Here is a 24,014-nt window from a genome sequence, read left to right on the forward strand (position 1 = left end):
TTCGAAACCCGCGTGATCGAGTACCAGACCGGCGGTGCGCTGAGCTGGGATTGATTAACAAGTAACAGTAAAAAGAGCTGCTCACGGCAGCTCTTTTTTTTGACAAAAACTCAGGATCGGACCTACAGCATGGAAATGCTTGTCTTCACACTTATCAGCATCGCCCTACTCGCTCTTGGTGCCTGGAGCATTCTTTCGGGAAGACTCTACAGACAACCATTTGCCCTGTATCTAATTGGTTTTCTATTGGCGCTGGGGGGCGGGTACATCGCGTACGGCCTGGATCTGGGTTCTCAAAACGGTACAGTTTCTAAATTTTTCACCCATCTCAAACTCGCCTCATCGTTTGTCAGTTACACCATCGCAGCAGCGGGCGGCAGCCTCATCGCCAGCGGTATTGTTCTGAAAGCACAACACCAGGCCCAAAGGGACTACCTGAAAGCGAAAGCCTGCGTAGACCTGATTCTGGACAACATCAGGATCATTCAATTGAGCGCCAAGGAAATACTCGACGACCCTGCAAGATTCCCTTTAGAACAACAGGAAAAAAGACTCCGCGCGTTGCGCGAACGCTTTTGTGACCAGACGATCGCGCTGCGTCAAGCCACTGATCAACTAGATCGGATGGCGCATCTATAGAGGCCTGGGTGGGGGCAGGCTTATTTTTGGGGGCCGGCCACTTCTTGAAGTACATCAACGCAAGCACCTGCCCCCAGAAGGGTTCGGATCGCATCACCAATGCTGTAGCCTTGTGCCCCAATTGCCATCAGCGTTGTCACCGATCAGCGACCGGGGTGCTTTCACCGAAGCGCTCTACACCAGATCGGAAGATTGGCACGGGAGTAAACTCCTGCTGTCACACCTGATGCACGAAAAAAATACTAGATAGGACCGAGGCCAACCCGTGAACCCAGACATGCTCGAAGCCGGCCCCGTTGATGCCAAAGTACTCTCCGTCTTTGACTTCGACGGCACCCTCACCCACCACGACAGTTTCGTGCCCTTCCTCAAGTTTGCCTTCGGCAGCGGCGAGTTTTATGGCCGGATGGTCAAGCTGGCGGTGCCGGGGCTGCGTTTTTTGTTGCGGCAGATCAGCCGGGACGAGTTGAAGGCGCAGTTGATCCGCACCTTTATGACCGGGGTGGAGAAGACGTGGGTGCAGCAGAAAGCCGAAGAGTACTGCCAGCGCAATTGGGCGCGGCTGATGCGCCCGGCGGGGGTGCTGTCGGTGGAGCAGGAGTTGGGCTCAGGGGCGGAGGTGACGCTGTGCTCTGCATCGCCGGCGTTGGTGCTGCAGCCATTTGCCGATCGGCTTGGGATCAAGTTGATTGGCACGGAGCTGGAGGTAGTCGACGGGGTGTTGACCGGCAAGCTCACCGGCAATAACTGCCGTTGTGAGAATAAAGTGCTGCGGCTTGAGGCGGTGTACGGGGATCTGGGGGAGTATCGACTGCGGGCCTGGGGCGATACGCGTGGGGATCGGGAGTTGTTGGCGGCGGCGCAGGATGCGCATTTTCGGCATTTTCATGCGAAGAAGAAAAAGCGCGCTCGGTTGCAGCGGTGATGCGGGTGGAGACGTTCGACAGGGAAACCGAGTCGGTCCCATCGCGGCCTCGCTAAAGCTCGGCACCTCCCACATTTGACCTTTTGCAGCCCGTTGATCTGTGTTCGGCGAAGGGTTTATGGGGTGACTTTGAGATTTACGCCCAGGGCGGTGGCAAAGGCTTTTACCAGCGGACTTCTGGGCGCGTTGTGGCGCAGGATCAGGTTAAACGCCGTGCTCAGGTGAACCTGCTCCGGGCACAGTGCGCGCAGGCGCCCTTCCCTTACCAACGGTGTGGCGTAGTGTTCGGGCAGGAAACCGATAAAGCGGCCGGTAAGAATCAGGATGGCGACGGCTTCGACCTGGGAGGCTGAGGCCGATTGGCTGTCGTAGTTGACGAAATGGCTCTTATCGCGATGGATCGCATACCGATGGTTGACCACTTCATATTGGCGCAGCACCTCAGGCGTGATGTCGTTCGCGGTGAACAGCGGATGTCCTACGGCGCAGTAGACGTGGGCCCTTTCTTCGTAGAGCGGGAAGTAGTCGAATTCTTCGCGGCGCTGGTATACGGGAACAATACCGACGATCAAGCGCCCTTCCACTACGCCGCGCTCAACTTCATCCAATTGCGAGGCATGTAGGCGCAATCTTATTTTTGGCGATTGGCTATGTAAGGCGCCCAGGGCTTTAATCAATGGTGAATTAACATCGGAGACGGTGTTATCAATAACTCCGACACTAAGATCACCAATAAGCTCGTTTTGCGCCGAACTAAGCTTGTCTCTGAAACTGTCCACCGAAGCAAATAACTCAATGCTCGCCTGATACACCAGCTTGCCTTCTTCGGTCAGCCCGAAGCCTTCGCGGCCCCGCGTACACAGGCGCATGCCGATGCGGATTTCCAGGTCGGAAATCTGTTTGCTGATGGCCGCGAGGCCCACGTTCAGCTCGTTTTGCGCGGCACTGAAGCCTCCCGCCTCGACCACGGCCATAAATACCCGGAGCAATTTGAAGTCCAGGCCGCTCAGTTGCAAAGGCGGTCGAGTGCCGGGTTTTGGCGCTATGTTTCCAGAATTGGAAAGTGGGGTTTCCATAATACGCGTTGACCTCTAGTGCCATATTCAAACAGGCTTTGACCCAATCCTTGAATACAGCCAGGCGGCGATAATGAACATAAACAACCGCCCTTGGCAACCTTGAATACGGTGCGTCAGACGCCGGTTCAACCCGATTGAAAACTTACTTTTACTGCCTCCGACTCTTCTAAAAACAAGCGTGAGGAACACCTATGTCTCAGCCCACCGACCGCCTTTGGGGCGCGCGTTTCAAGAGTGGCCCGTCCGCGGCATTGGCGGCGCTGTCCCGTTGCCCTGAGCGTTATTTCCGCCTGACGCCCTACGACCTGGCTGGCTCCCGCGCCCATGCCCGTGAGTTGCAGCGCGCCGGGCTGCTGGACGAATCGGAGACCCTGCGCACGCTGCAAGCACTGGACACTATCGGCGAGGATTTCGCCGCCGGCCGCCTGCATCCGACCCGGGATGACGAAGACGTCCACACCTTTATCGAACGCGTCCTGACCGAGCGCCTCGGCGCCCTCGGCGGCAAGCTGCGCGCCGGGCGTTCGCGCAACGATCAGACGGCCAATGATCTGCGCCTTTTCCTACGGGACCATGCGCGCACCATCGCCACCGAGGTGCTGGGGTTGCAGCAGGCATTGGTGACCCAAGCCGAACAGCATATCGAGAGTATCTGCCCGGGCTTTACCCACTTGCAGCAGGCCCAGCCGATTGTGTTCGCCCACCACTTGCTGGCTCACGCCCAGTCGATGTTGCGTGACGTACAGCGCCTGGTGGATTGGGATGCGCGCACGGCATTGTCGCCGTTGGGCGCGGCGGCGATGGCAGGTTCCGCGATTGCGCGTCAACCGCAGCAGTCGGCTGAGGAAATGGGCTACAGCGCACCCTGCGAAAACTCCATCGATGCCGTGGCCAGCCGCGATCATGTAGCGGAATTTTTGTTTGTGGCGGGCATGCTCGGGGTGAATATTTCGCGGCTGTCCGAAGAGTTTTGCCTGTGGTCGTCGCGCCAGTTTCGCTGGGTCGTGCTGGACGATGCCTACGCCACCGGTAGCTCGATCATGCCGCAGAAAAAGAACCCGGACATTGCCGAATTGGCACGGGGCAAGGCCGGACGTTTGATCGGCAACCTGACCGGGTTGATGTCGACGCTCAAGTCGTTGCCACTCTCCTACAACCGCGATTTGAGTGAAGACAAGCACAGCGTGCTGGACAGCGTCGACACCCTGCTGCTGGTGCTGCCGGCCATGGCCGGGATGGTCGCGACCATGAAGGTGCAGGTGGAGGAGCTGCGGCGCCAGGCCCCCATGGGTTTTACCTTGGCGACCGAAGTGGCCGATTGGTTGGCCACCCGTGGCGTGCCGTTCAAGGAGGCCCACGAGATCACCGGCGCTTTGGTGCAGGCCTGTGAGAAGCATGAGATCGAATTGTGGGAAGCCTCGCCGGCGATGCTGGCCGAGGTGGATGCGCGGTTGACCCCTGAAGTGCGCGATTGCCTGACCTTGGAAGCGGCGATTGCTGCGCGCAGTGGCTGGGGTGGGACGGCGCCGGAGCGGGTGCGCGAGCAGATCGGGCGGTTGAAGGTGGCGTTGGCTGAGCAGCAGAAATGGGCTGAGAGTTACCTGGGGTTTCGGCTTTGAGCCACTGGAATAGGTGGTGCCTGCACTGACGCTTTCGCAGCCAAGCCAGTTCCCACATTTTGACCGCATTTCAACAGTTGCACCGAGTACAGCGGTAATCGCTTTTTTGGAGAATCACCATGAACCCAACCCCTGCCGAGCGCTTGCAAGCCGAGCGCAAGCAGTCCGAGAACCAGTTCGATATCACCCAGTACGAACATGTGCCGCGGCGCTATTACGGGCGCATGTTCTTCGCCACGTTGATTGTGATCGTCCTGGCCGCACTGTTGCGCGCATTCGCCAATGGCCAGATCGAATGGTCTTACATCGGTCAGTTCCTCACGTCTGAGGCCATTCTGTGGGGCCTGGTGAACACCATCGTCATGTCGATCCTGGCCATGGCGCTGGGCGTGGTGATCGGCGTGATCACCGCGATCATGCGCATGTCGGCCAACCCGATCCTGCGCTACGTGGCCATCACTTACACCTGGCTGTTCCGTGGTACGCCACTGATTCTGCAACTGCTGCTGTGGTTCAACCTGGCATTGATCTTCCCGGTGATTGCGATCCCGGGCCTGTTCAGCATCGACACCGTCGACCTGATGACGCCATTCGTGGCCGCCCTGCTCGGCCTGAGCATCAACCAGGGTGCCTACACCGCCGAGGTGGTGCGCGCCGGTTTGCTCTCGGTGGATACCGGCCAGTACGAAGCGGCCAAATCCATCGGCATGCCGAGTCTGCAGGCGCTGCGTAGGATCATTCTGCCGCAGGCCATGCGCGTGATCATTCCGCCAGTAGGCAACGAGTTCATCAGCATGGTGAAAATGACCAGCCTGGCCAGCGTGATTCAGTACTCGGAGCTGCTGCACAACGCGCAAAACATCTACTACGCCAACGCCCGGGTCATGGAGCTGCTGATCGTCGCGGGCATCTGGTACCTGGCGGTGGTGACCGTTCTTTCATTTGGCCAAAGCCGCCTGGAGCGTCGCTTTGCCCGCGGCGCCGGCAAGCGTTCGTAAGTCTGGGTTGAGGAGATTTGCCCCATGAGAAGCATCGTCAAGGCCGTCAACCTGAACAAGTATTACGACCAGTATCACGCGCTGCGCGACATCAATATCGAGGTCGAGCAAGGCGAGGTGATGTGCATCATCGGCCCGTCCGGCTCGGGTAAAAGCACCCTGCTGCGCTGCGTCAATCAACTGGAAAAAATCGACAAGGGCGGCCTATGGGTCGACGGCGAGCTGGTGGGTTACCGGGTGGTCGGCAACAAGCTGCACGAGATGAACGAAGTGCAGATCGCCCGCCAACGCCTGGCCACCGGCATGGTGTTCCAGCGCTTTAATTTGTTCCCGCATATGACCGTGCTGCAGAACATCATCGAAGGCCCGTGCCAGGTGCTCAAACGCTCGCCCAAGGAGGCCATCGAAGATGCCATGGAGCTGCTGGCCCGCGTCGGCCTGGCGGACAAGCGCAATGCGTATCCGGTGGAATTGTCCGGCGGTCAGCAGCAGCGTGTGGCGATTGCCCGCGCCCTGGCGATGCGTCCCAAGTTGATGCTGTTTGACGAACCCACGTCGGCCCTCGACCCGGAGCTGGTAGGAGAAGTGCTGTCGGTGATGCGCGATTTAGCCACCACCGGCATGACCATGATCGTGGTCACCCATGAGTTGGGCTTCGCACGTGAAGTGTCCAACCGCATGGTGTTTATGGACGCCGGCCAGATTGTGGAAGCCGGCAGCCCCGAAGAAATTCTAATAAGCCCACAAAACCCGCGTACCCAAAGCTTTATTTCTGCCGTTCGCACTTAACTAAATAACTAACGAGAACGCCCCCATGAAAAACCTGTTTATCCCTACCCTGCTCGCCGGCCTGATGGCCTCCACTGCTGTGTTCGCCTTGCCGGCGGCCATCAAGGACAAAGGCGAAATCAGCGCGGCCATCGTGCCGAACTACCCGCCGATGGATTTCAAAGACCCGGCCACCAACAAACTCACCGGTTTTGACTTTGACCTGGGCAATGCGTTGGCCGAGCGCCTGGGTGTAAAGATCAAATGGCAGGAAACCGGCTTCGAGCAGATGCTCAGCGGCCTGACCACCAAGCGCGTGGACATCGTGCTGTCAGGCATGAGCGACACCGCCGAACGGCAGAAATCGGTGACCTTTATCGACTACTTCACCAGCGGCCCACAGCTGTACACCCTGGCCAAGCGTGAAGAGATCAAGGAATTGACTGACTTGTGCGGTAAAAAAGTCGGCACCAGCCGCCGCACCACTTGGCCGTCGGAGATTACCGCATGGAGCAAGGAACACTGCGAAGCGGCGGGTAAACCAGGCATCGTAGTGATCGGCACCGAAGGTTCGGCGGACGCGCGAGCGCAGTTGCAGCAGAACCGCCTGGATGCGGCGATGCAGGGCAGCGAAACCATTCCGTATCTGATGTCGTTGGACAAGGGCAAGTACAAGCCGGTGGGCCTGGCGATTTCCAAGCAATTCACCGGGCTGGGCATCGAGAAGAGCAACACCGAGCTGGTCACGGCGATCAGTGAGACGTTGCAGGCCATGATTGATGACGGCACCTACGGCAAGATTCTGAAGAAGTGGGACCTGGAGCAAGGGGCGGTCGAGAAGATCACCATCAATGCCGGCCAGTAACAACACGGTCTGAAAATGTGCGAGGGGCTTGCCCCGATAGCGGTGGTTCAGTTAACTGATGCTTGTCTGATACACCGCTATCGGGGGCGAGCCCCCTCCCACCTTTGATCTGTGTTGTCGTTAAGTACTCTTTAGGACGCTCGCCTTCACCGTGGCCACCTACTCGCTGGTAATCCGCCGCTTGATGATCTGCTCGGTCACCATCGTGGTCAGCCGCGCCATGACCAGCCCGTTGCTGGCGCTGCTATTGAGCACCCGCCTGGGCCTCAACCAGCAGGACATCGGCCTGTTGATGGGCGTCGCGGTGTTTATCGCCACGCTGCTGGGCTTGTATGGCGGCTACATCATCGATCGTTTGGAAAAACGCAAGCTGTTGATCCTGGCGATGCTCTCCAGCTCCATCGGTTTTCTGTTGCTGACCTTTGCCAGCAACCTCTACCTCACCACCTTGACCCTGGTGATCACCGAAGCCGCCTCGGCACTGTTTTTGATCGGCTCCAAGGCAATCATCAGCGAAAACCTGCCGGTGGGGGAACGGGCCAAGGTGTTTTCCCTGCGTTACACCCTGACCAACGTCGGCTACGCCACCGGCCCCATGGTGGGCGTGGTGATAGCCGGGCATATGCCGTTGGCGCCGTTTTTGATCGCCAGCGCGATTGCCTTGGGCAGTGTGTTCCTGATGATCGGCATCCCGCCCACTCAACGCGACGAAAGCGTCAAGCCACTGAGTTTTCTCAGCACGCTGCGCACCTTGCGCAACGATCGCACGTTGATCCTGTTCACCAGCGGCAGCTTGTTCAGCACCATTGTCCACGGGCGCTATACGCTTTATCTGTCACAGTTTCTGCTGGTGGCCTACAAGCCGGAGCAGGCGCTGAAAATTCTGTCAGCGGTGCTGGCATGCAATGCCGTTACCGTGATCGCCATGCAATACCAGATCGGCCGCTTCCTCAAGCGTGAGCAATTACGCTACTGGATCGTGCTGGGCACCACGCTGTTCATCGCCGGGTTGGTTGGCTTCAGCCTCGCGGACGGTCTGCTGAGCTGGTGCGTGGCAATGTTCGTGTTCACCTTGGGCGAGATGATCATCTACCCATCGGAGTTCCTGTTTATCGACACCATCGCCCCGCAAGCGCTGCGTGGCAGTTACTACGGCGCACAGAACCTGGCGGCGTTCGGCGGGGCGATGAGCCCGGTGATCTGCGGCTATCTGTTGATCAACGCAGCCCCCACCAGCATGTTCTACGCCCTGGGTGCGTTGACCGCGCTGGGCGGCACCTTGTGTTTTCTGAGTGGGCGGCGGGTTGCAGGTTCTTGCTGATATTTACCCAGGATCCGGCTATTAATAACGAACTTTCTCACGGACCCGAGCCCTATGAAATTCGACACGGCCTACTGCCTGAGTCTCGACGAAAAGCTATCGATCTATGATGTGCGCGAGCTGAATTTCGACGAAACCGTCGCCTTCGACTCTGACAAGGACAGCTTTCTGTGCCCCAACGACGTGTGCCGCGCTGCGTTCCAAGCGAGCAACGTGCTGACCACCTTCAACGCGAAAAACGTCAACTACCTGCGCACGCCACACTTCAAGAACACCCCGGCCACCCAGCATATCGACGGCTGTCGTTACGCCAGCACGCACAAGGGCGCTGCGGGCGAAAGCGACGACGAGCGAGAGGACAATTTCCCATCGGAATTTGTACTGACGCGACGAACTTACCCACGCAACGCCGCACTGCCCGGTAACGAAGAGAAAATCCCACAAGATCCGACGAAAACACCTTCAATCCGCGTAGGTTCCCCCGCCAGCTCCCACGAAAGTACACCGGACAAAACCAGCGTGTTCGCCCATCCGGTGGAGTGCTATGTGTCGAACATCGACAATAAGGACAAGCTGAAAAGCATGCCGTTGAAGATCGGCGATCACACCGCGACCTACTGGACGTTTTTCAAGAAAATCGAATACCTGCAAGACAACAAGGGCCTGATTTACTGGGGCAAGATCAAAGAGATTAAGGACTACACCAACAGCTTTCGCATCGACTTCGAAAAGAAGGTATGGCTGGACAAGAAACCCTATTCGGTGAATGTATACCTGAGCAAAAAACTCATCGAGAACTATCGCAAACGCAAGGCATTCCTGGAGCAGATCAAAGCGGCTGTCGACAGTGAACGCACGCTATATTGCTTCTTTTACGGCGTGACCCCGGAGTTGAAACAGGTGCCGAGCAAGAAAAACCCCGAACAGACGTTCGGGGTATTCAGCGCGGATATCGAGAACCTGGACCACCTGATCATTCGCGAGGCGCCAGGGGTGCAATAGCAGGTGGCTCAACGCCTAGAGACGGCACCAGTTGATGAGCGGTCAAAACAACTGTACAAAAACACAGTATAGTTTGCCCTCACTCGTCGAACCCTGGAGAAATTCCATGTCCTCTCTGGCAATCAGTTCTTTCGTAGACCAACAGATCCTGCTGCACCAATTCACCGCCAAGCACTGCGTGCAGGCCCGCGCCATGTTGGGCTGGAGCCGGGAAGAGCTGGCACGCCAGGCAGGTGTGACGGTCGACGCAGTGCAACGCTTTGAGCAGCACGTCGAGGCCGATGACGAAACCCGCCTGGCGTTGGCGTTTCGGCTGGAGGCTGAAGGGTTGGTATTCTTCCCGGGCTTCGCACCGGGATGGGGTATGACCGCTCGCAAGTGGGCCGCCAGCCCCACCGAACCCGCCGCCCAGAGCATGATTGCACGGCTGATGGGCTCCACCGCGGCAGCCATGGACTCGACCACGCCTCACGCCAATGGAGCTTAGCCACTCAGCCTATTCCGTGCCTACGGCGGTTATGAAGATGTCAGCCTAGCGGCGTTGCGATAGGCCTGTGCCAGCGCCGCCAGAGAGTCCCTGGACCATCGCGCGCCGTAAAACCATAACGTGGCGCCATCTTCGAGGGGTTCGCCCACCTTGGGGTAGCCAGTCCAGCAAGCCGCATGGAATGCCCCGCTGCGGCTGTCCGACACCAGGGCATCCAGACGGTATTGGTTTATCAGATCATCGATTTCATTGCGGGTATGCAGGTCGAATTGCAGGCTGGCGTCCAACCGCTGCGCAGACACTGGAAACAGCAACGCCCCTCCCCGGCGCAGCCTCTCCAGTGCTCGCATGAAGGATGCGGAGTGCTCAATGGAGTCGTGGGCATCGCCCTGCTGGTAGCGGTCGGCAAACCCTACACGCGTGCCAGCCAGAAGTGGGGTAGCCGTGCGGGTGGTGTCGTTTTGCACCAATGGCACTTCCACCATCACCGGCTCGGTAGGGTCCACGCCGCTTAACGCGATGAGTGACAGCGACGGATCCCGCATGGGTTTTGCAGGCAGGCTGGGCGCGTTGAAACCGGGAATCGGAATATGACTTTCCAGATGAATACGAGCTTGGGGGGCCGTATCGAAAGCAATACCCTTTTTTGCGCCGCCAGCGTCAGCGGAGACCGGAGGCGGGCCGCAGGTGGGTTTTGTCGATTCGCCCTGCACCAGCCCCAGTGACAACACTGGGCAAACGACTGTTTTTGAACACGGTTTCCTGTAATCCTTTTCCATCGGATGGCCCCCCTGCGATGATTTTCCGGGGGATGATCGCACCCTTGACTGGCGCCTGTCGCAGCCTTGAAACAGCTTGAAAACTCCTTTTTCGACGACACTTTCGTCAGCTCGACAGATGCTCCCGAGCACCATGGGTTTCCACGTCCAGCCACCAGGCATGCCCACGCTCTGGCTGATTCAAACTGAATGCCCGTCCCATTGGCGGCGTTGCAATCGACACATTGCGCTCCCACGCCAATGCCATGATGCGATCAAAGGGTTCGTGCCAGGCATGGAACGCCAGGTCGAAGGTGCCGTTGTGGATCGGCAGCAGCCAACGGCCCTTGAGGTCGATATGGGCCTGCAGGGTTTGCTCGGGTTGCATGTGAACATGGGGCCAGTCGACGTTGTACGCACCGGTTTCCATCAATGTCAGATCGAAGGGGCCGTAGTGTTCGCCGATGCGCTTGAAGCCGTCGAAGTAGCCTGTATCGCCGCTGAAAAAAACTCGACGAGGGCCGTCGATCATGACCCATGAACACCAGAGAGTCTGGTTGGCATCGAACAGGCCGCGCCCGGAAAAATGTTGGGCGGGGGTGGCGACAAAACGAATGCCATCCACCTCGGTGCCCTGCCACCAGTCCAATTGACGCACTTTGCTGGCATCTATCCCCCACTTGACCAAGATGTCGCCCACGCCCAGCGGCGCGAGGAAATGCCGGGTTTTGTCGGCCAGTTGGATGACAGCATTGCGGTCCAGATGGTCGTAGTGGTTGTGGGAAAGAATCACCGCTTCAAGGTCAGGCAGTTCATCCAGACTGATCGGCGGTTGGTGGAAACGCTGGGGGCCGGCCCAACTGAATGGGGAAGCGCGTTCGGCGAAGACCGGGTCGGTCACCCAGAACTTGCCGCGCATTTTCAACAGCACGGTGGAATGCCCAAGGCGAAACACACTGTGGTCCGGCGCATTCCATAACTGCTCGCGGGTCAGCGGTTCGACGGGTATGGCCCCTACCGGCCGCGTTGTGCGGGGTTTGTTAAACAGCATATTCCAGAAAATACGCAACGTTTTGCCGAACCCACCATGCTGCACGGGGGCTTCGTTGCTGAAAGCGCCCTTACCCTGCTCGGCGGGTTTGGCTGAAGGGACGACACGGGATGAAATCATGGCCATGACAGAGTGACTCCTACAGTCCGCTCACAAACTACACTGCACAGTGTAGTTTCAAGATTGCAACAAAACCCGTAACAAGTAAACTACCGAGTGTAATTTCCCTCCTGAGAGCCGACCGCCGACCATGACTGCCCCTCAACGTCTTACCGACCGCAAACGCGAAGCCATCGTGAGCGCGGCGATCAGCGAATTTCGCGAAAACGGTTTTGAGGTCACCAGCATGGACAAGATCGCCGCCACTGCCGGGGTCTCTAAACGCACGGTCTACAACCATTTCCCGAGCAAAGAAGAATTGTTCGCCGAGATCCTTCATCAACTCTGGGCCAGCACGGTCGCGCAGTTAGACGTCTGCTACAGCAGCGACCGCCCGTTGCGCGAACAGTTGCGCGGGTTGCTGGAGGCGAAGATGAAGATGATGTCGGATAACAACTTTCTCGACCTGGCCCGAGTTGCCATTGCCGCCACGATCCATTCGCCAGAACGCGCGCAGGATATGGTCACGCGTTTGAGCCAACGGGAAGAAGGCTTTACCCAATGGGTCCGCGCGGCTCAAGAAGACGGGCGGCTATCCGGCAACGATCCGGCCTTTGCCGCTCACCAGATCCAGAGCCTGCTCAAGGCGTTTGCATTCTGGCCGCAGATTACGCTGGGCCAACCTACCCTCGACGCGGCCACTCAGGCCAGCGTGATTGAGTCCGCCATCGACCTGTTTCTGGCCGGCTACGAAATCAAGCCCATCACACAGCCATAACGACTGTTGCAACAGCGACATTCCTGGTCGCTTTTGACGCATCTGCCATCCTTTTTGCGCAAATGGCCTGGAAGGACACTGATTATTCCTACCTGAATAATTGACAATATTCACGGGAGTTATCCGATCAGCGGTAATTCCCGCGAATGCGTGCCTTTATATCTACAAAAAAATCAGCTAACCCAGGTATCTATGGAAAACCGACAAGGCAAAGGGATCTCGTTTGCCAGGCGTATCTACAAGCCAAGAATCATCGGCGCGGCCATGTGCTGCCTCAGTGTGACCGCCGCGCTCTACCCGCTGGGGATGCCTGCGTGGATCTGGGCGGCGCTGCTGGTCAATGGTTTTGTCTGGCCTCATGTGGCGTATCAACTGGCTATCCGGGCCAAGTTTCCCTACAACGCTGAACGGCGCAACCTGCTGTTTGACGCCCTGTTCAGCGGGTTTTGGACCGCAACGCTGCAATTTACGCCGTTGACCAGCGTCACCCTGCTGCCGATGGTAGCCATGAACAACGTGGCCGCCGGCGGCCAACGTTTGTTGCTAGGCGGGCTGCTGGCCCAATTGTTCGGAGCAGGATTGGCCTGGGTGTTGTTTGGCGTGCAGCTGAACCTCAATGTCAGGCTGATAGAGGTGTATGCCTGCCTGCCGATGCTGACGCTCTACCCCATGGCTATCGGCATGGTCTGCTATCAGTTGGCGATAAAACTGTCGGACCACAAACGCACGCTCAGCGCCCTGAGCCGTATCGACAGCCTCACGGAGCTGCTCAATCACGGTTCCTGGAAAGACTTGCTGAACCTTAAGTTCCACAAGTGCCAGCATCAGAAAAGCCACGCCACCATCGCGCTGATCGATATCGATCACTTCAAGCAAATCAACGACACCCACGGCCATATCGTCGGCGACACGGTGCTGCGGCAACTGAGCCTGGAGCTACGGCGCAACCTACGGGATAACGACCTGGCCGGACGTTATGGAGGCGATGAATTCTGTGTGATCCTTCCGCAAATGTCGCTGGAAAAGGCAGCACAACGCATGGAACGCCTGCGGGAAACCTTCGGCAACTATCGCATCCCTCACCTTCCGGAGCTTAAGGTCAGCCTGAGCATCGGCCTGGCGGATTTCCAGCCGGTCTACGACGATGCAGCCAGTTGGCTGAATGCGGCAGACCGTGCCCTGTATGCCGCCAAACACACCGGCCGCAACCGGGTCTGCGTCAACACCGACAGCCTAGCGCGCTCGGCCTGATAGTGGCTCAATGACATCTCGTCCGAAATATCCGCGTTTTCCCGCAGCGATACCATAATGCCTTTACTGGCCACCCGCCCAAAAAGGTCCTGTCCTGGGACGAACTTCTGGTCGGGCTGATCACTCTGAACCGGTTGTTCCACCCACACTGCCAGCACACGGAGGCTGGCAATGAGCACGTCAGCCGTAGGGTCTATGCCTTACGGGGGCAGGCGCATAACCATGGATAACCTCAGACGCTTGCTTGCTCGAGCACACCATCATGTTTTTCAACACTCATAAGAAAATGATCGACACCCTGCAATACACCCTCAATCAACAGAACAGCCTGCTGAACGCCATGGAACGCTCCATGGCAGTGATCGAGTTCGACCCGCAAGGCCAAGTGCTGCGGGCCAACGATAACTTTCTCAAAACCTTGCGCTACCGAGCCGACCAAGTGGTGGGCCAACCCCATCGAATGTTTTGCACCGCCGCATTTGCCCGCAGCGCCGAATACGCCCAGTTGTGGACGAACCTGCGCAGCGGCCAGTTCCAGTCCGGCACGTTCGAACGGGTGGCTGGCGACGGCCAGTCGGTGTGGCTGGAGGCCAGCTACAACCCAGTGTGCGATGACACCGGCCGCCTGATCAAAGTGGTCAAGTACGCCATGGACGTCACCCCGCGCATGCAAAGCGAAAGCGAATCCAACGGCAAACTCGAAGCCATCGGTCGGGCCATGGCAGTGATCGAGTTCAACTTGGACGGCACGGTGATCACGGCCAATACCAATTTCCTGCAACGCATGGGTTATAGCCTGGCGCAGATCCAGGGCCAGCATCACCGTATTTTCTGCGCCCCCAACACCGCCGGCACCCAGGCTTACAGCGATTTCTGGCGGCGCCTGAACCAGGGCGAACTGTTCAGCGGGCAGTTCGAACGCGTGGATAAACACGGCAACACCGTATGGCTCGAAGCCAGTTACAACCCGGTCTACGACGCAGGCGGGCGCCTGTGCAAAATCGTCAAATTCGCCTCGGACGTAACGGCCAGGGTGCAGCAGCACGCCGCCGATGCCGCCAGCGCAGCCCAGGCCTATCACATCTCCATGACCACCCGGGACATTGCCGAAAAAGGCGCCGAGGTGATTCAGCAAAGTGCCAGCGGGATGCGCGACATTGCCGCCGATATCGACGGTTCTTCGCACTTGATCGCCAAATTGGGCGAGCGCTCCGAACAGATCACCGCCATCGTCAACACCATTCGCGCGATCGCCGACCAGACCAACTTGCTCGCGCTCAATGCCGCCATCGAGGCGGCCCGGGCCGGTGAGCAAGGACGCGGATTCGCTGTGGTCGCCGATGAAGTTCGGCAATTGGCGGCGCGCACCAGTGGCTCGACATCCGAGATCTCCAGCATGATCGCGATGATCCAGAACGAAACCCGCCAGGCCATCACCAGCATGGACGGCACCCGTGACCGTGCGGCGCTGGGGGTAGACCTGGCCAACCGCGCCGGCGCGGTGATCGTGCAGATCCGTGAGGGCACCAGCGAGGCGGTGCAGGCAGTGAGTGCGTTTGCCAACGTGCGGGGGGCTCACTGAGCCGGGGCTCGGATCATTCATGCAGCAGACAGTCGGCCAGAGCTATAGTGAACCACTGTCTCACCGTTGATGATCCGAGCCTGCCATGACCCCAGACGCCCCTCAAAAAAAACCTGTCGACCACCTGCGTTTCCACCGAGGCCACGCCCACCTGGCGCCGACGTTCGGTAACGACGCCTTCGCACTCAAAGCCGAAGCGTTTGCGCGGTTCTTCGGCACCCCCGCGTTTCTCGGTGCACAAACCCTGATCGTGATCCTGTGGGTGGCCCTCAACGTGAGTGGTATCACCCACTTCGACGTCTACCCATTTATCCTGCTCAACCTGGCTTTCAGCCTGCAGTCAGCTTATGCCGCACCGTTGATCCTGCTGGCCCAGACGCGCCAGGCCGCACGGGACAAGGCCCAGTCCGATGCCGACGCACAACACCGCGAAGCCTTGGCCATTGCCAACAGCGAGCGCCAGGCCCAAGCCGAGCAAACCACCAAGCAGCTACTGGAATTGCTGGAGCAGAACACCCGGCTGACGGAAATCACCAAGCAGCTCTCGGAGCACATCGACAGCCTGACGTGCGAAATGCATGAGCACTTTGTGCGCAAGACTTAACCTTGCGGCAAGCGAACTTTTTTCCCAACTCATCGAACAGCGTCACCACTGAGCGCAAGGCCCGGCAATCGGGGCGCGTGAGCAGCCACAGCGCGGTGTCATGCCCGGTCAGCACCGGGCCAAGCGCTTGCAGGCCGCTGCCCAGCAGAAAGTCCGGCAGTGCCGCCACCCCAAGCCCCGCCCGCACCAGTTCGGTGACCGACAACATGCTGTTGCAACGGTAGCTGGGGCGTACACCCGGCAAGTGCTGGCGGCGCCAGACGACGGTGGGGTGATCGGGCAGAAAGTCATCCGGTGCGATCCAGGCCAGTTCCGCCAACTCACAGCCTGCGTGGCGGGCTGCATAGTCGGTGCTGGCGCAGACTTGGTAGGACACACGCCCCAGACAACGGCCGACAAGATGCTCCGGCGGCGTGCGCGTCAGGCGCAGGGCGATGTCGGCATCGCGGCGGCTGAGGTTGGCAAAATCATTGGAGGTAGTCAGTTCCAGGCTCAGCGCCGGGTAGTCCGGCATGAACTGCGCCAGCGCCGGTAGCAGCAAACCTTGCAGCACGGAGTCGGTGCACGTCAGGCGCACCGTGCCGCTGATCACTTCACCGCCCTGCTCCACGCCGATTCGCGCCGCTTCCAACGCTTGCTCCGCCCGTTCGGCCTGTTGCGCCAAGTTGCTGGCCAGGCCGGTGGGCAGGTAGCCGGCGCGGCTCTTTTCAAACAGCGTCTGGCCCAGCGCCGCCTCCAGTCGCCGCACGGCGCGGAACACCGTGGACACATCCACCCGCAGCAGCGCCGCCGCCCGCGCCAGGGTGCCGCCGCGCACCAGCGCGAGGATCAGAGAGAGATCGGCATAGTCGAGCTGATAGTGCATAGCTGCATTGAGCATGTGTTCAAACGCCAATATTGATTGCGTGGGCGCCAATCTATAGTGCACGCCAGCACACCACAAGCCATGGGACGCCCACGATGAAAGCCAAGCACTTGCACCTCGCCCTGATCGGCGACTACAACCCCGATGTGATTGCGCACCAGGCGATTCCCGTCGCGCTGCAACAGGCTGCCGACCGCCTCGGCGTGCAGGTCCATCCGCAGTGGCTCGACACCGACACCCTCACCGCCGGTTCGCAGTTGCACCGCTTCGACGGTTTCTGGTGCGTGCCCGCCAGCCCCTACCGTGATACCGAAGGCGCCTTGCATGCCATCCGCTTTGCCCGCGAACAGCGGCGTCCTTTCCTCGGCACCTGCGGCGGCTTTCAACATGCCGTGCTCGAATATGCCCGCAATGTACTGGGCTGGGCCGATGCCGAACACGGCGAGCTGGCGCCCCACGCCGCCCGCGCGGTGATCACACCGTTAAGTTGCTCGCTGGTGGAGGCCACCGATACCGTGCGGTTAGCGTCCTACACCCGTATCGCCGACGCCTACGGCCAGTTGGAGATCGAAGAAGGTTATCGCTGCCGCTACGGTGTTAACCCGGCCCTCGCCCAGGCCCTATTCGAAGGCAACCTGATCCCCACCGGGCACGATTCAGCCGGGGACCTGCGCGCGGTGGAGCTACTGGACCATCCGTTCTTTGTCGCCACCCTGTTCCAGCCCGAACGTGGAGCGCTCAAAGGCACCCCGCCGCCGCTGGCGCTGGCGCTGCTCAAGGCCTGCCAGGCGGTGTCGGCATGATCGCTGACACACCGGCGGCGCCCTACTACGCGGTGATTTTCACCTCGCTGCGCACCGAAGGCGATCAAGGCTACAGCCAGGCCGCCATGCGCATGCTCGAACTGGCTCGTGAACAACCGGGGTTTCTCGGGGTGGAGTCAGCGCGAGAGGACGGCCTGGGGATCACCGTGTCGTATTGGGCCAGCGAAGCAGCGATCCTGGCCTGGAAACATCACGCCGAACACCGGGCGGTGCGTGAACAAGGGCGTAGCACCTGGTACTCGGCGTTTCACACGCGGGTGTGCAAGGTAGAACGGGACTACACCTTTTAGGCGCGGACCTGGGCCTGCACCAGACTGCGCATGGCGCTGATCTGCGGAATTTCCACCCGACGCATATACACCCGCAGCGGTTCGGTGATGTTGATTCGATCGTCGATGTTCTGATCGAGCAGCAACTGAATGCGCTCGCGGGACAGGGTCATGGTTTGCCCCGGAGCCGGCAGCCAGACAAATTCGGCGCAGGGAATGATGCCGTCATCGGCCACGTCCATGCCAAACGAGTCTTCGCTGAAACGCACGATGTACTGGCCGGTTTTGCGGTTAAGGCCGACGAAACCGTTGAGTTGGTCGGCGGCCTGGCAGATAAGCTCGGAAGTGATGCGCATGCTAAACCTCACTGAAAAGTCCCACAGGGACTGGAAAGATGGTTTACACGCGTGGCAGAAGTTGCTGTCCTCTGGCGGGGCAGCTGCGGGCAAGAGTACTGCAATGCAGGGTAAAAATGCGCAGAAAATTGGCGCGAGCGCACGTTAATGTCGGTTTGGTGATAGCGCCGTTCGCAATCAATTGTTAAAAAGGAGCCCTTCTCAAAGCTACCTCCAAGAAAGGACTTCGCCTATGCCTGCCACGTTCACCAAGAGCGCCTTGCTGCTCGCCCTGATGCTCGGCCTGGGCCACGCACAGGCTGCCGAACCGATCAGCCCGGCTGAATTGGCAACCAACGAAGGCATTCCATACCCCGCCGTGATCGCGCACCGTGGCGCGTCCTACGATGCTCCCGAATCCACTGCCGCCGCTTACAAAGTCGCACGCGACCTGGGCGCCGATTACCTGGAACTGGACCTGCAACGCAGCAAGGACGGCGTGCTGTTCGCCCTGCACGACAACAACCTGCAACGCACCACCGATGTGGCCACCAAGTTCCCCGAGCGCAAAGACGCGCCGGCCAATGAATTCACCTGGAAAGAACTGCAAACCCTCGATGCCGGCAGTTGGTTCAACGCTGCCTACCCGGACCGCGCGCGGCCGGGGTTCGTCGGCCTGAAAATCCTCAGCCTGGACGACATCATCAAGATCGCCGAGGGCAACCCGCAGCACAAACCCGGGCTGTACATCGAAACCAAAGAGCCCCAGCAATTCCCTGGCATCGAAGCCGACCTGAAAAACAAGCTGCTGGATAAAGGCTGGTTGAGTTCCGCCGGTTCCAAGCTGGGCAAGAGCAACACCGGCGTGGGTCAGGGCAAGGGCCGCGTAGTGCTGCAAACCTTTGAAACCGCCAGCCTCAAAGAACTGCAAAAGGAAATGCCAAACACGCCGAAGATCCTGCTGCTGTGGGTAGGCGAAGGCAGCATCGAGCCGAAGTCCAAGCAGACCTTTGCCGAATCCGGCGAGCCAACCAAGGCCGCGTATTACGCCAAGCAAGAACCCAAGGACGCCGCCGAATTTGAAAAATGGGTGGACCAGGCCAAGAGCCTTGGCGCCATCGGCACCGGCCCATCGGCTCAGCTGACCAACCTGGGCGACCAGAGCTATACCGACCTGGTCAAGCCGGAAATGAACAAGCTGCCCCACGATAAGGGCCTGCTGGTCCACGTCTACACGGTGGATGAGCCCGTGGACTTCGACAAAGTGATGAAGGCCGGCGTCGACGGTATCTTCACCAACCGCGCCGCCGAACTGCTGAAGTTCTACAAGCGCTGGCCGTCGTCGAGCGTGCAGGATCTGCTCAACGACTATAAGTACTGAGTGCGCCTTTAAGGATGAGTTAAGTTGCGCCGGTTAATCTGGCGCCACTTAAACAGCTCAACCGAGAAGGAAGCCCACCATGAAAACCCTGACTGCCCTGTTCGCTGCCACTGCCCTGACGTTGACCGCCGGCCTGGCCCAGGCGGACGTTCGCCCGGACCAGATTGAAGGCCTGCTCAAGTCCGGCGAAGTGATGCCATTCGAAAAACTCAACGCCGCCGCTGTGGCCAAACATGCCGGCGCCAGCATCACCGATACCGAGCTGGACCACAAAAACGGCGTACTGGTCTACGAGGTCGAAATGACCGACACCGCCGGTAAAAAGTGGGACGTGACCCTCAACGCCAAAACCGGCGCTGTGCTGGAAGACAAGCAAGACACTTGATCTACCCCTTTAAAAACGCGCTACCTTCGGGTGGCGCTTTTTTATGGGCGTCTTCAAACCGTAATGTCCGCGTCATACAGCCTTGCAATGATTCGCCCATGCGAACCTGTGAAACGTCCTACAGGCGCTTTCTCTGCGAGCCTCCATGAACCACAGCATCGACCACAGCCACCAGGATTCCGATCTGTTTGGCTTGCTCTACGGTTTTCGTTTTCGCCCAGGTGAAAAAGGCGAACAGATTGATTCAGCCACGGCCTTGCAAGCGTTGCAGCAACCGGCCGATCCGGATGAGTTCCTATGGCTGCACCTGAACCTGGCGCACGCCGCCTGCGAGCGCTGGATGAAAGCGCATCTGCAATTGCCCGAGGAGTTTTTTGAGGCGCTGCACGAAGGCTCCCGTTCCACACGGATCGAACATGTCGACTCGGCGTTGCTGGCCGTGGTCAACGACGTGGTGTTCAACTTCAGCAGCATGGTGTCGTCGGATATTTCCACGCTGTGGGTATGTGCGCGCAGCCGCCTGTTGATCAGTGCGCGCCTGCAACCGCTGCACTCGGTGGACAAGTTGCGTTCGTCGGTCAAAGGCGGCGAGCGCTTTCGTTCGCCCCTGGAATTGCTGGTGCATCTGCTGCGCGATCAAGGCGAGGTGCTGACGCAGATCGTGCGCAAAACCAGCATCAGCGTCGACCATATCGAAGACCAGTTGCTCTCCTCGCGTCTGTCTACCAACCGCGCCGAACTGGGCGCCATGCGTCGGGTACTGGTGCGCCTGCAACGCCTGCTGGCGCTGGAGCCGGGCTCGCTGCTGCGCTTGCTTAATCGCCCGCCGCAGTGGTTGCAGAAGGAAGACGTGAAAGAGCTGCGTAAATCCACCGAGGAGTTCGCGCTGATCATCAACGACCTGACGGCCCTGGGTGAGCGCATCAAGTTGCTACAGGAAGAAATTGCCGCCAACCTCAACGAGCAGAGCAACCGCACGTTGTTCACCCTCACCGTGGTGACGGTGCTGGCGCTGCCGATCAATATCATCGCCGGCTTCTTCGGCATGAACGTGGGCGGCGTGCCGCTTTCCCAAGACCCGCAGGGCTTCTGGATCCTGGTGGCGCTGGTAGCGACGTTCACTCTGATTGCCGGGCGCTGGGCATTCCGCAAGCGTAAAGACTACTGAGACGAGTAATCCCGCCGTAGGAACAGACCGACGGTGGCCTCAATTGCTTAAACCATGACTTGACGCAGCATCTCTGTAACATTCTGCAATGATCATGGGCGACATCCTCCTTAATCTGGATGCTCCGGCATGGCCACCCCTTCCCTGACTGCCTCGCTGTCCACCGCAACGGCAGACCCCAAACCTCGGCTGGACAAGAAACCCAGCCTGTTGACAGTGATCATCTTTTTCGCCGTGCTCGCCATGGGCTTGCTGTTCACCGCCTATAGCCTGATGCACGACATGCATGAAATGGGCGCACAGCTCACCACCTGGACGCCTTTCCTCCTGTTGGGCGTGGCACTGCTGATTGCCCTGGGTTTCGAATTCGTCAACGGTTTCCACGACACCGCCAACGCCGTGGCCACGGTGATCTACACCAATTCGCTGCCGCCGCATTTCGCGGTGGTGTGGTCAGGCTTTTTCAACTTTCTCGGCGTGTTGCTTTCCAGCGGCGCGGTGGCGTTCGGCATCATCGCCCTGCTGCCGGTGGAGCTGATCCTGCAGGTGGGCTCCAAGGCCGGTTTCGCCATGATCTTCGCCCTGCTGATCGCGGCGATCCTGTGGAACCTGGGCACCTGGTGGCTGGGTTTACCGGCGTCGTCGTCCCATACCCTGATCGGTTCGATCATCGGCGTGGGCGTGGCAAACGCCTTGATGCACGGGCGTGACGGCACCAGCGGGGTGGACTGGAGCCAGGCGATCAAGATCGGTTACGCCTTGCTGCTCTCGCCGCTGATCGGCTTTGTGTTTGCCGCGTTGCTATTGCTGGCCCTGCGCGCCTTCGTGAAGAACCGCGCGCTGTACAAGGCGCCCAAAGGCGACACTCCGCCGCCGTGGTGGATCCGCGGCATGCTGATCGCCACCTGCACCGGGGTGTCGTTCGCCCACGGTTCCAACGATGGCCAGAAAGGTATGGGCCTGATCATGCTGATCCTGGTCGGCACCCTGCCGATGGCCTATGCCCTGAACCGCGCCATGCCCGCCGAGCAATCGTTGCAGTTTGCGGCGGTGGCCGAAGTGACCCAGGCCGCGCTGGTCAAATCCGCCCCACAGCCGCTGACCGGCGACCCGCGTGGAGTGCTCTCGGTATACGTGCGCACCAAGGAAGCCACCCCGGAACTGGTGCCCGCCCTCGCCGCCCTGACCGGTCATATCGGCGATGAAGTCAAAGGCTATGGCTCCCTGGCCAAAGTCCCCGCCGAAGCGGTCGGCAACGTACGCAATGACATGTATTTGGCGAGCGAAACCATCCGCTTGATGGACAAGGGCAAAGTCGGTCATTTCGATGCCGACACCCAAGACAAGCTGCAACTGTTCAAACAGCAGATCGACAACTCCACGCGTTTTATTCCGCTGTGGGTGAAGATCGCCGTGGCCATCGCCCTGGGCCTCGGCACCATGGTCGGCTGGAAGCGCATCGTGGTGACGGTGGGTGAAAAGATCGGCAAGACCCATATGACCTACGCCCAGGGCGCCGCGGCGGAAACCGTGGCAATGCTGACCATCGGCGCGGCAGACATGTATGGCTTGCCGGTGTCGACCACCCATGTGTTGTCCTCCGGCGTGGCGGGCACCATGGTGGCCAATGGCGGCGGCTTGCAGATGAAGACCATCCGCAATTTGCTGATGGCCTGGGTACTGACACTGCCGGCGGCGATTGTGTTGTCCGGCAGCCTGTACTGGCTGTTTACCAACCTGTTCTGACGTACCTTGAGCAAACCTGTGGGTGGTACTGCTGTGGGAAACAGGCTTGTGGTGATGAGCGGGCTTTCTGTGGTGGTGGGCTTGCTGTGGTGAGCGGGCTTTATGTGGTGAGCGGGCTTGCCCCGCGCTGGGCTGCGAAGCAGCCCCAAATCCAGGCACCTCGGTGTCTCAGCTAAACCATATCGTCTGGAATGGGGCCGCTTCGCAGCCCAGCGCGGGGCAAGCCCGCTCACCACAAAGCCCCCCTCACCCAAACAGGCTTGCTCACCACAGCAACCCCCTTCCCACCAGGGTGGAGCCGGGATTAAACGTGGGTCTGCACCATGGCGGCCAACCAGTCCATAAACACCCGAACACGCAACGGCAAATGCCGTTGCCCGGCGTACAGCAGGGCCACCTCCAACGGCGGTGGCGAGTAGTCCGGCAAGATCGCTACCAATTCACCGCGCGCCAATTCGTCGAGCATGCCCAGGGTCGGCACTTGAATAATCCCGAAACCACCCAGGCAGGCCGACTTGTACGCATCGGTGCTGTTGACCGTCACCCGCCCCGCCATGGGAATCCGTTGCACCTTGTTGCCTTGCAGGTACTCGAAACCCGCCGAACGTGACCCCAGCGGGCGTACGTAATGCACCAGGTGATGGTCGGCCAAATCGGCCAAGGTCTGCGGCACGCCGAAGCGTTGCAGGTAGGTGGCGCTGGCGCAGTTGATCATCGGCAGGCTGCACAGCGCGCGGGCCACCACGGTTTGATCCGGCTGCGCGCCGATGCGCAATACGCAATCGAACCCTTCGGCGAGCAGGTCGACCTGACGGTCGGTGGCGCTGATTTCCAGCTCGATCAGCGGGTGGGCGTCCATGAACGAGGGCAGCCGCGGCAGGATCACTTCCCGTGCCAGGGCGTTGGGCATGTCCACGCGGATCCGCCCGGCCAGTTGGGCTTCGTCCTGGCGAAACAAGCCTTCGAGTTCCTCCATATGCGCCAGTAAATCCTTGCTGCGTTCGTACAGCACGCGACCGTCCTGGGTCGCTTGGACCTTGCGCGTGGTGCGTTGCAACAAGCGCGCGCCGAGCAGCTCCTCCAGCGCCTGCACATGCTCGGACACCGTGGAACGCGGCAGGCCCAGGCTCTCGCCGGCGCCGGTGAAACTCGACAGTTCGGTGACGCGCACAAAGGTGCGCAGCAGCTCAAGTTTGTTCATGGGATTGTTCGCCT

23 protein-coding genes and 4 pseudogenes are annotated in these 24,014 nt (G+C 59.6%); 21 read left to right on the forward strand and 6 right to left on the reverse strand.

Annotated features, from left to right (window positions below):
- Positions 1–129 precede the first annotated feature (129 nt).
- The 3 genes and pseudogenes from QRN41_RS03590 to QRN41_RS03595 all read left to right on the forward strand — a co-directional run bounded on the left by QRN41_RS03590 (position 130) and on the right by QRN41_RS03595 (position 1,564).
- Positions 130–639 carry a hypothetical protein gene (locus QRN41_RS03590; protein ID WP_167416709.1) on the forward strand — a complete coding sequence of 170 codons (510 nt, stop codon included), beginning with the start codon at positions 130–132 and terminating at the stop codon, positions 637–639.
- A gap of 31 nt (positions 640–670) precedes the next feature.
- Positions 671–889 (forward strand): annotated as a pseudogene (locus QRN41_RS26220) (HNH endonuclease); the annotation flags it as partial.
- A 27-nt stretch (positions 890–916) separates the two neighbouring features.
- Positions 917–1,564, forward strand: coding sequence for an HAD-IB family hydrolase (locus tag QRN41_RS03595; RefSeq protein WP_034139059.1), 648 nt, complete (start codon positions 917–919; stop codon positions 1,562–1,564).
- A gap of 116 nt (positions 1,565–1,680) precedes the next feature.
- Here the strand turns inward: QRN41_RS03595 and QRN41_RS03600 are convergent, their stop codons facing one another.
- Positions 1,681–2,640 carry a LysR family transcriptional regulator gene (locus QRN41_RS03600; protein ID WP_285421165.1) on the reverse strand — a complete coding sequence of 320 codons (960 nt, stop codon included), beginning with the start codon at positions 2,638–2,640 and terminating at the stop codon, positions 1,681–1,683.
- A gap of 194 nt (positions 2,641–2,834) precedes the next feature.
- On the opposite strand from QRN41_RS03600, the gene argH reads away from it, so the two are divergent.
- The 7 genes from argH (at position 2,835) to QRN41_RS03635 (ending at position 9,703) form a co-directional block, all read left to right on the forward strand.
- A complete protein-coding gene (argH, locus tag QRN41_RS03605; protein ID WP_167416708.1) occupies positions 2,835–4,262 on the forward strand; it encodes an argininosuccinate lyase in 1,428 nt (475 codons plus the stop codon).
- A gap of 119 nt (positions 4,263–4,381) precedes the next feature.
- Positions 4,382–5,260, forward strand: a complete 879-nt coding sequence (locus QRN41_RS03610) for an amino acid ABC transporter permease (protein WP_034114941.1) — start codon at positions 4,382–4,384, stop codon at positions 5,258–5,260.
- A gap of 24 nt (positions 5,261–5,284) precedes the next feature.
- Positions 5,285–6,049 (forward strand): amino acid ABC transporter ATP-binding protein, encoded by a 765-nt coding sequence (locus QRN41_RS03615; protein ID WP_034099976.1) that lies wholly within the window; start codon positions 5,285–5,287, stop codon positions 6,047–6,049.
- 25 nt (positions 6,050–6,074) lie between these two features.
- On the forward strand, positions 6,075–6,893 hold the full coding sequence (locus QRN41_RS03620; RefSeq protein ID WP_034139066.1) for an ABC transporter substrate-binding protein: 819 nt from the start codon (positions 6,075–6,077) through the stop codon (positions 6,891–6,893).
- Between the two features lie 151 nt (positions 6,894–7,044).
- Positions 7,045–8,214, forward strand: coding sequence for an MFS transporter (locus QRN41_RS03625; protein WP_034099980.1), 1,170 nt, complete (start codon positions 7,045–7,047; stop codon positions 8,212–8,214).
- Positions 8,215–8,268: 54 nt separating this feature from the next.
- Complete coding sequence (locus QRN41_RS03630) at positions 8,269–9,216, forward strand: hypothetical protein (RefSeq protein ID WP_285421166.1); 948 nt, start codon at positions 8,269–8,271, stop codon at positions 9,214–9,216.
- Positions 9,217–9,322: 106 nt separating this feature from the next.
- Positions 9,323–9,703 (forward strand): helix-turn-helix domain-containing protein, encoded by a 381-nt coding sequence (locus QRN41_RS03635; RefSeq protein WP_034099984.1) that lies wholly within the window; start codon positions 9,323–9,325, stop codon positions 9,701–9,703.
- 29 nt (positions 9,704–9,732) lie between these two features.
- Here the strand turns inward: QRN41_RS03635 and QRN41_RS03640 are convergent, their stop codons facing one another.
- Together QRN41_RS03640 and QRN41_RS03645 are read right to left on the reverse strand one after the other, a co-directional pair.
- Complete coding sequence (locus QRN41_RS03640) at positions 9,733–10,482, reverse strand: hypothetical protein (protein ID WP_259743741.1); 750 nt, start codon at positions 10,480–10,482, stop codon at positions 9,733–9,735.
- A gap of 106 nt (positions 10,483–10,588) precedes the next feature.
- Positions 10,589–11,638: an MBL fold metallo-hydrolase gene (locus QRN41_RS03645; protein WP_285421167.1), complete on the reverse strand. Its 1,050-nt coding sequence runs from the start codon at positions 11,636–11,638 to the stop codon at positions 10,589–10,591.
- A 124-nt stretch (positions 11,639–11,762) separates the two neighbouring features.
- Here QRN41_RS03645 and QRN41_RS03650 point away from each other — a divergent pair, with 124 nt between their 5' ends.
- From QRN41_RS03650 to QRN41_RS03665, 5 genes and pseudogenes are all read left to right on the forward strand, one after another.
- A complete protein-coding gene (locus tag QRN41_RS03650; protein ID WP_034139070.1) occupies positions 11,763–12,389 on the forward strand; it encodes a TetR/AcrR family transcriptional regulator in 627 nt (208 codons plus the stop codon).
- Between the two features lie 192 nt (positions 12,390–12,581).
- On the forward strand, positions 12,582–13,640 hold the full coding sequence (locus QRN41_RS03655; RefSeq protein WP_285421168.1) for a diguanylate cyclase: 1,059 nt from the start codon (positions 12,582–12,584) through the stop codon (positions 13,638–13,640).
- 340 nt (positions 13,641–13,980) lie between these two features.
- Positions 13,981–14,673: pseudogene (locus tag QRN41_RS26225) on the forward strand (PAS domain-containing protein); the annotation flags it as partial.
- 111 nt (positions 14,674–14,784) lie between these two features.
- A pseudogene (locus QRN41_RS26230) lies at positions 14,785–15,222 on the forward strand (methyl-accepting chemotaxis protein); the annotation flags it as partial.
- 85 nt (positions 15,223–15,307) lie between these two features.
- Positions 15,308–15,826 carry a DUF1003 domain-containing protein gene (locus QRN41_RS03665; RefSeq protein WP_034099993.1) on the forward strand — a complete coding sequence of 173 codons (519 nt, stop codon included), beginning with the start codon at positions 15,308–15,310 and terminating at the stop codon, positions 15,824–15,826.
- 19 nt (positions 15,827–15,845) lie between these two features.
- On the opposite strand, the pseudogene QRN41_RS03670 reads toward QRN41_RS03665, so the two are convergent.
- Positions 15,846–16,706, reverse strand: a pseudogene (locus QRN41_RS03670) (LysR family transcriptional regulator); the annotation flags it as partial.
- Positions 16,707–16,786: 80 nt separating this feature from the next.
- Here QRN41_RS03670 and QRN41_RS03675 point away from each other — a divergent pair.
- Both QRN41_RS03675 and QRN41_RS03680 read left to right on the forward strand, forming a co-directional pair.
- On the forward strand, positions 16,787–17,494 hold the full coding sequence (locus QRN41_RS03675) for a CTP synthase C-terminal region-related (seleno)protein (protein WP_285421171.1): 708 nt from the start codon (positions 16,787–16,789) through the stop codon (positions 17,492–17,494).
- The gene (locus QRN41_RS03680) at positions 17,491–17,805 is read left to right on the forward strand and encodes an antibiotic biosynthesis monooxygenase family protein (protein WP_034099998.1); all 315 of its coding nucleotides are present in this window, start codon (positions 17,491–17,493) and stop codon (positions 17,803–17,805) included. Before QRN41_RS03675 ends, QRN41_RS03680 begins: the two co-directional genes overlap by 4 nt.
- Here QRN41_RS03680 and QRN41_RS03685 read toward each other — a convergent pair.
- Complete coding sequence (locus QRN41_RS03685) at positions 17,802–18,140, reverse strand: DUF2025 family protein (protein ID WP_094066969.1); 339 nt, start codon at positions 18,138–18,140, stop codon at positions 17,802–17,804. The genes QRN41_RS03680 and QRN41_RS03685 overlap by 4 nt on opposite strands.
- 232 nt (positions 18,141–18,372) lie before the next feature.
- Between QRN41_RS03685 and QRN41_RS03690 the strand changes: the two genes are divergently transcribed.
- The 4 genes from QRN41_RS03690 to QRN41_RS03705 all read left to right on the forward strand — a co-directional run bounded on the left by QRN41_RS03690 (position 18,373) and on the right by QRN41_RS03705 (position 22,799).
- Positions 18,373–19,500, forward strand: a complete 1,128-nt coding sequence (locus QRN41_RS03690) for a glycerophosphodiester phosphodiesterase family protein (RefSeq protein ID WP_285421172.1) — start codon at positions 18,373–18,375, stop codon at positions 19,498–19,500.
- A gap of 79 nt (positions 19,501–19,579) precedes the next feature.
- Positions 19,580–19,885, forward strand: a complete 306-nt coding sequence (locus tag QRN41_RS03695) for a PepSY domain-containing protein (RefSeq protein WP_034139076.1) — start codon at positions 19,580–19,582, stop codon at positions 19,883–19,885.
- A gap of 145 nt (positions 19,886–20,030) precedes the next feature.
- On the forward strand, positions 20,031–21,053 hold the full coding sequence (locus QRN41_RS03700) for a transporter (protein ID WP_123478755.1): 1,023 nt from the start codon (positions 20,031–20,033) through the stop codon (positions 21,051–21,053).
- A 129-nt stretch (positions 21,054–21,182) separates the two neighbouring features.
- A complete protein-coding gene (locus tag QRN41_RS03705) occupies positions 21,183–22,799 on the forward strand; it encodes an inorganic phosphate transporter (RefSeq protein WP_034100006.1) in 1,617 nt (538 codons plus the stop codon).
- Between the two features lie 304 nt (positions 22,800–23,103).
- Here the strand turns inward: QRN41_RS03705 and QRN41_RS03710 are convergent, their stop codons facing one another.
- Entirely contained in the window at positions 23,104–24,000 is an 897-nt protein-coding gene (locus QRN41_RS03710; protein ID WP_034100007.1) for a LysR family transcriptional regulator, read from the reverse strand.
- Positions 24,001–24,014: the final 14 nt, after the last annotated feature.

This window comes from Pseudomonas sp. efr-133-TYG-23 (assembly GCF_030209215.1).
Classification (GTDB): domain Bacteria; phylum Pseudomonadota; class Gammaproteobacteria; order Pseudomonadales; family Pseudomonadaceae; genus Aquipseudomonas; species Aquipseudomonas rhodesiae.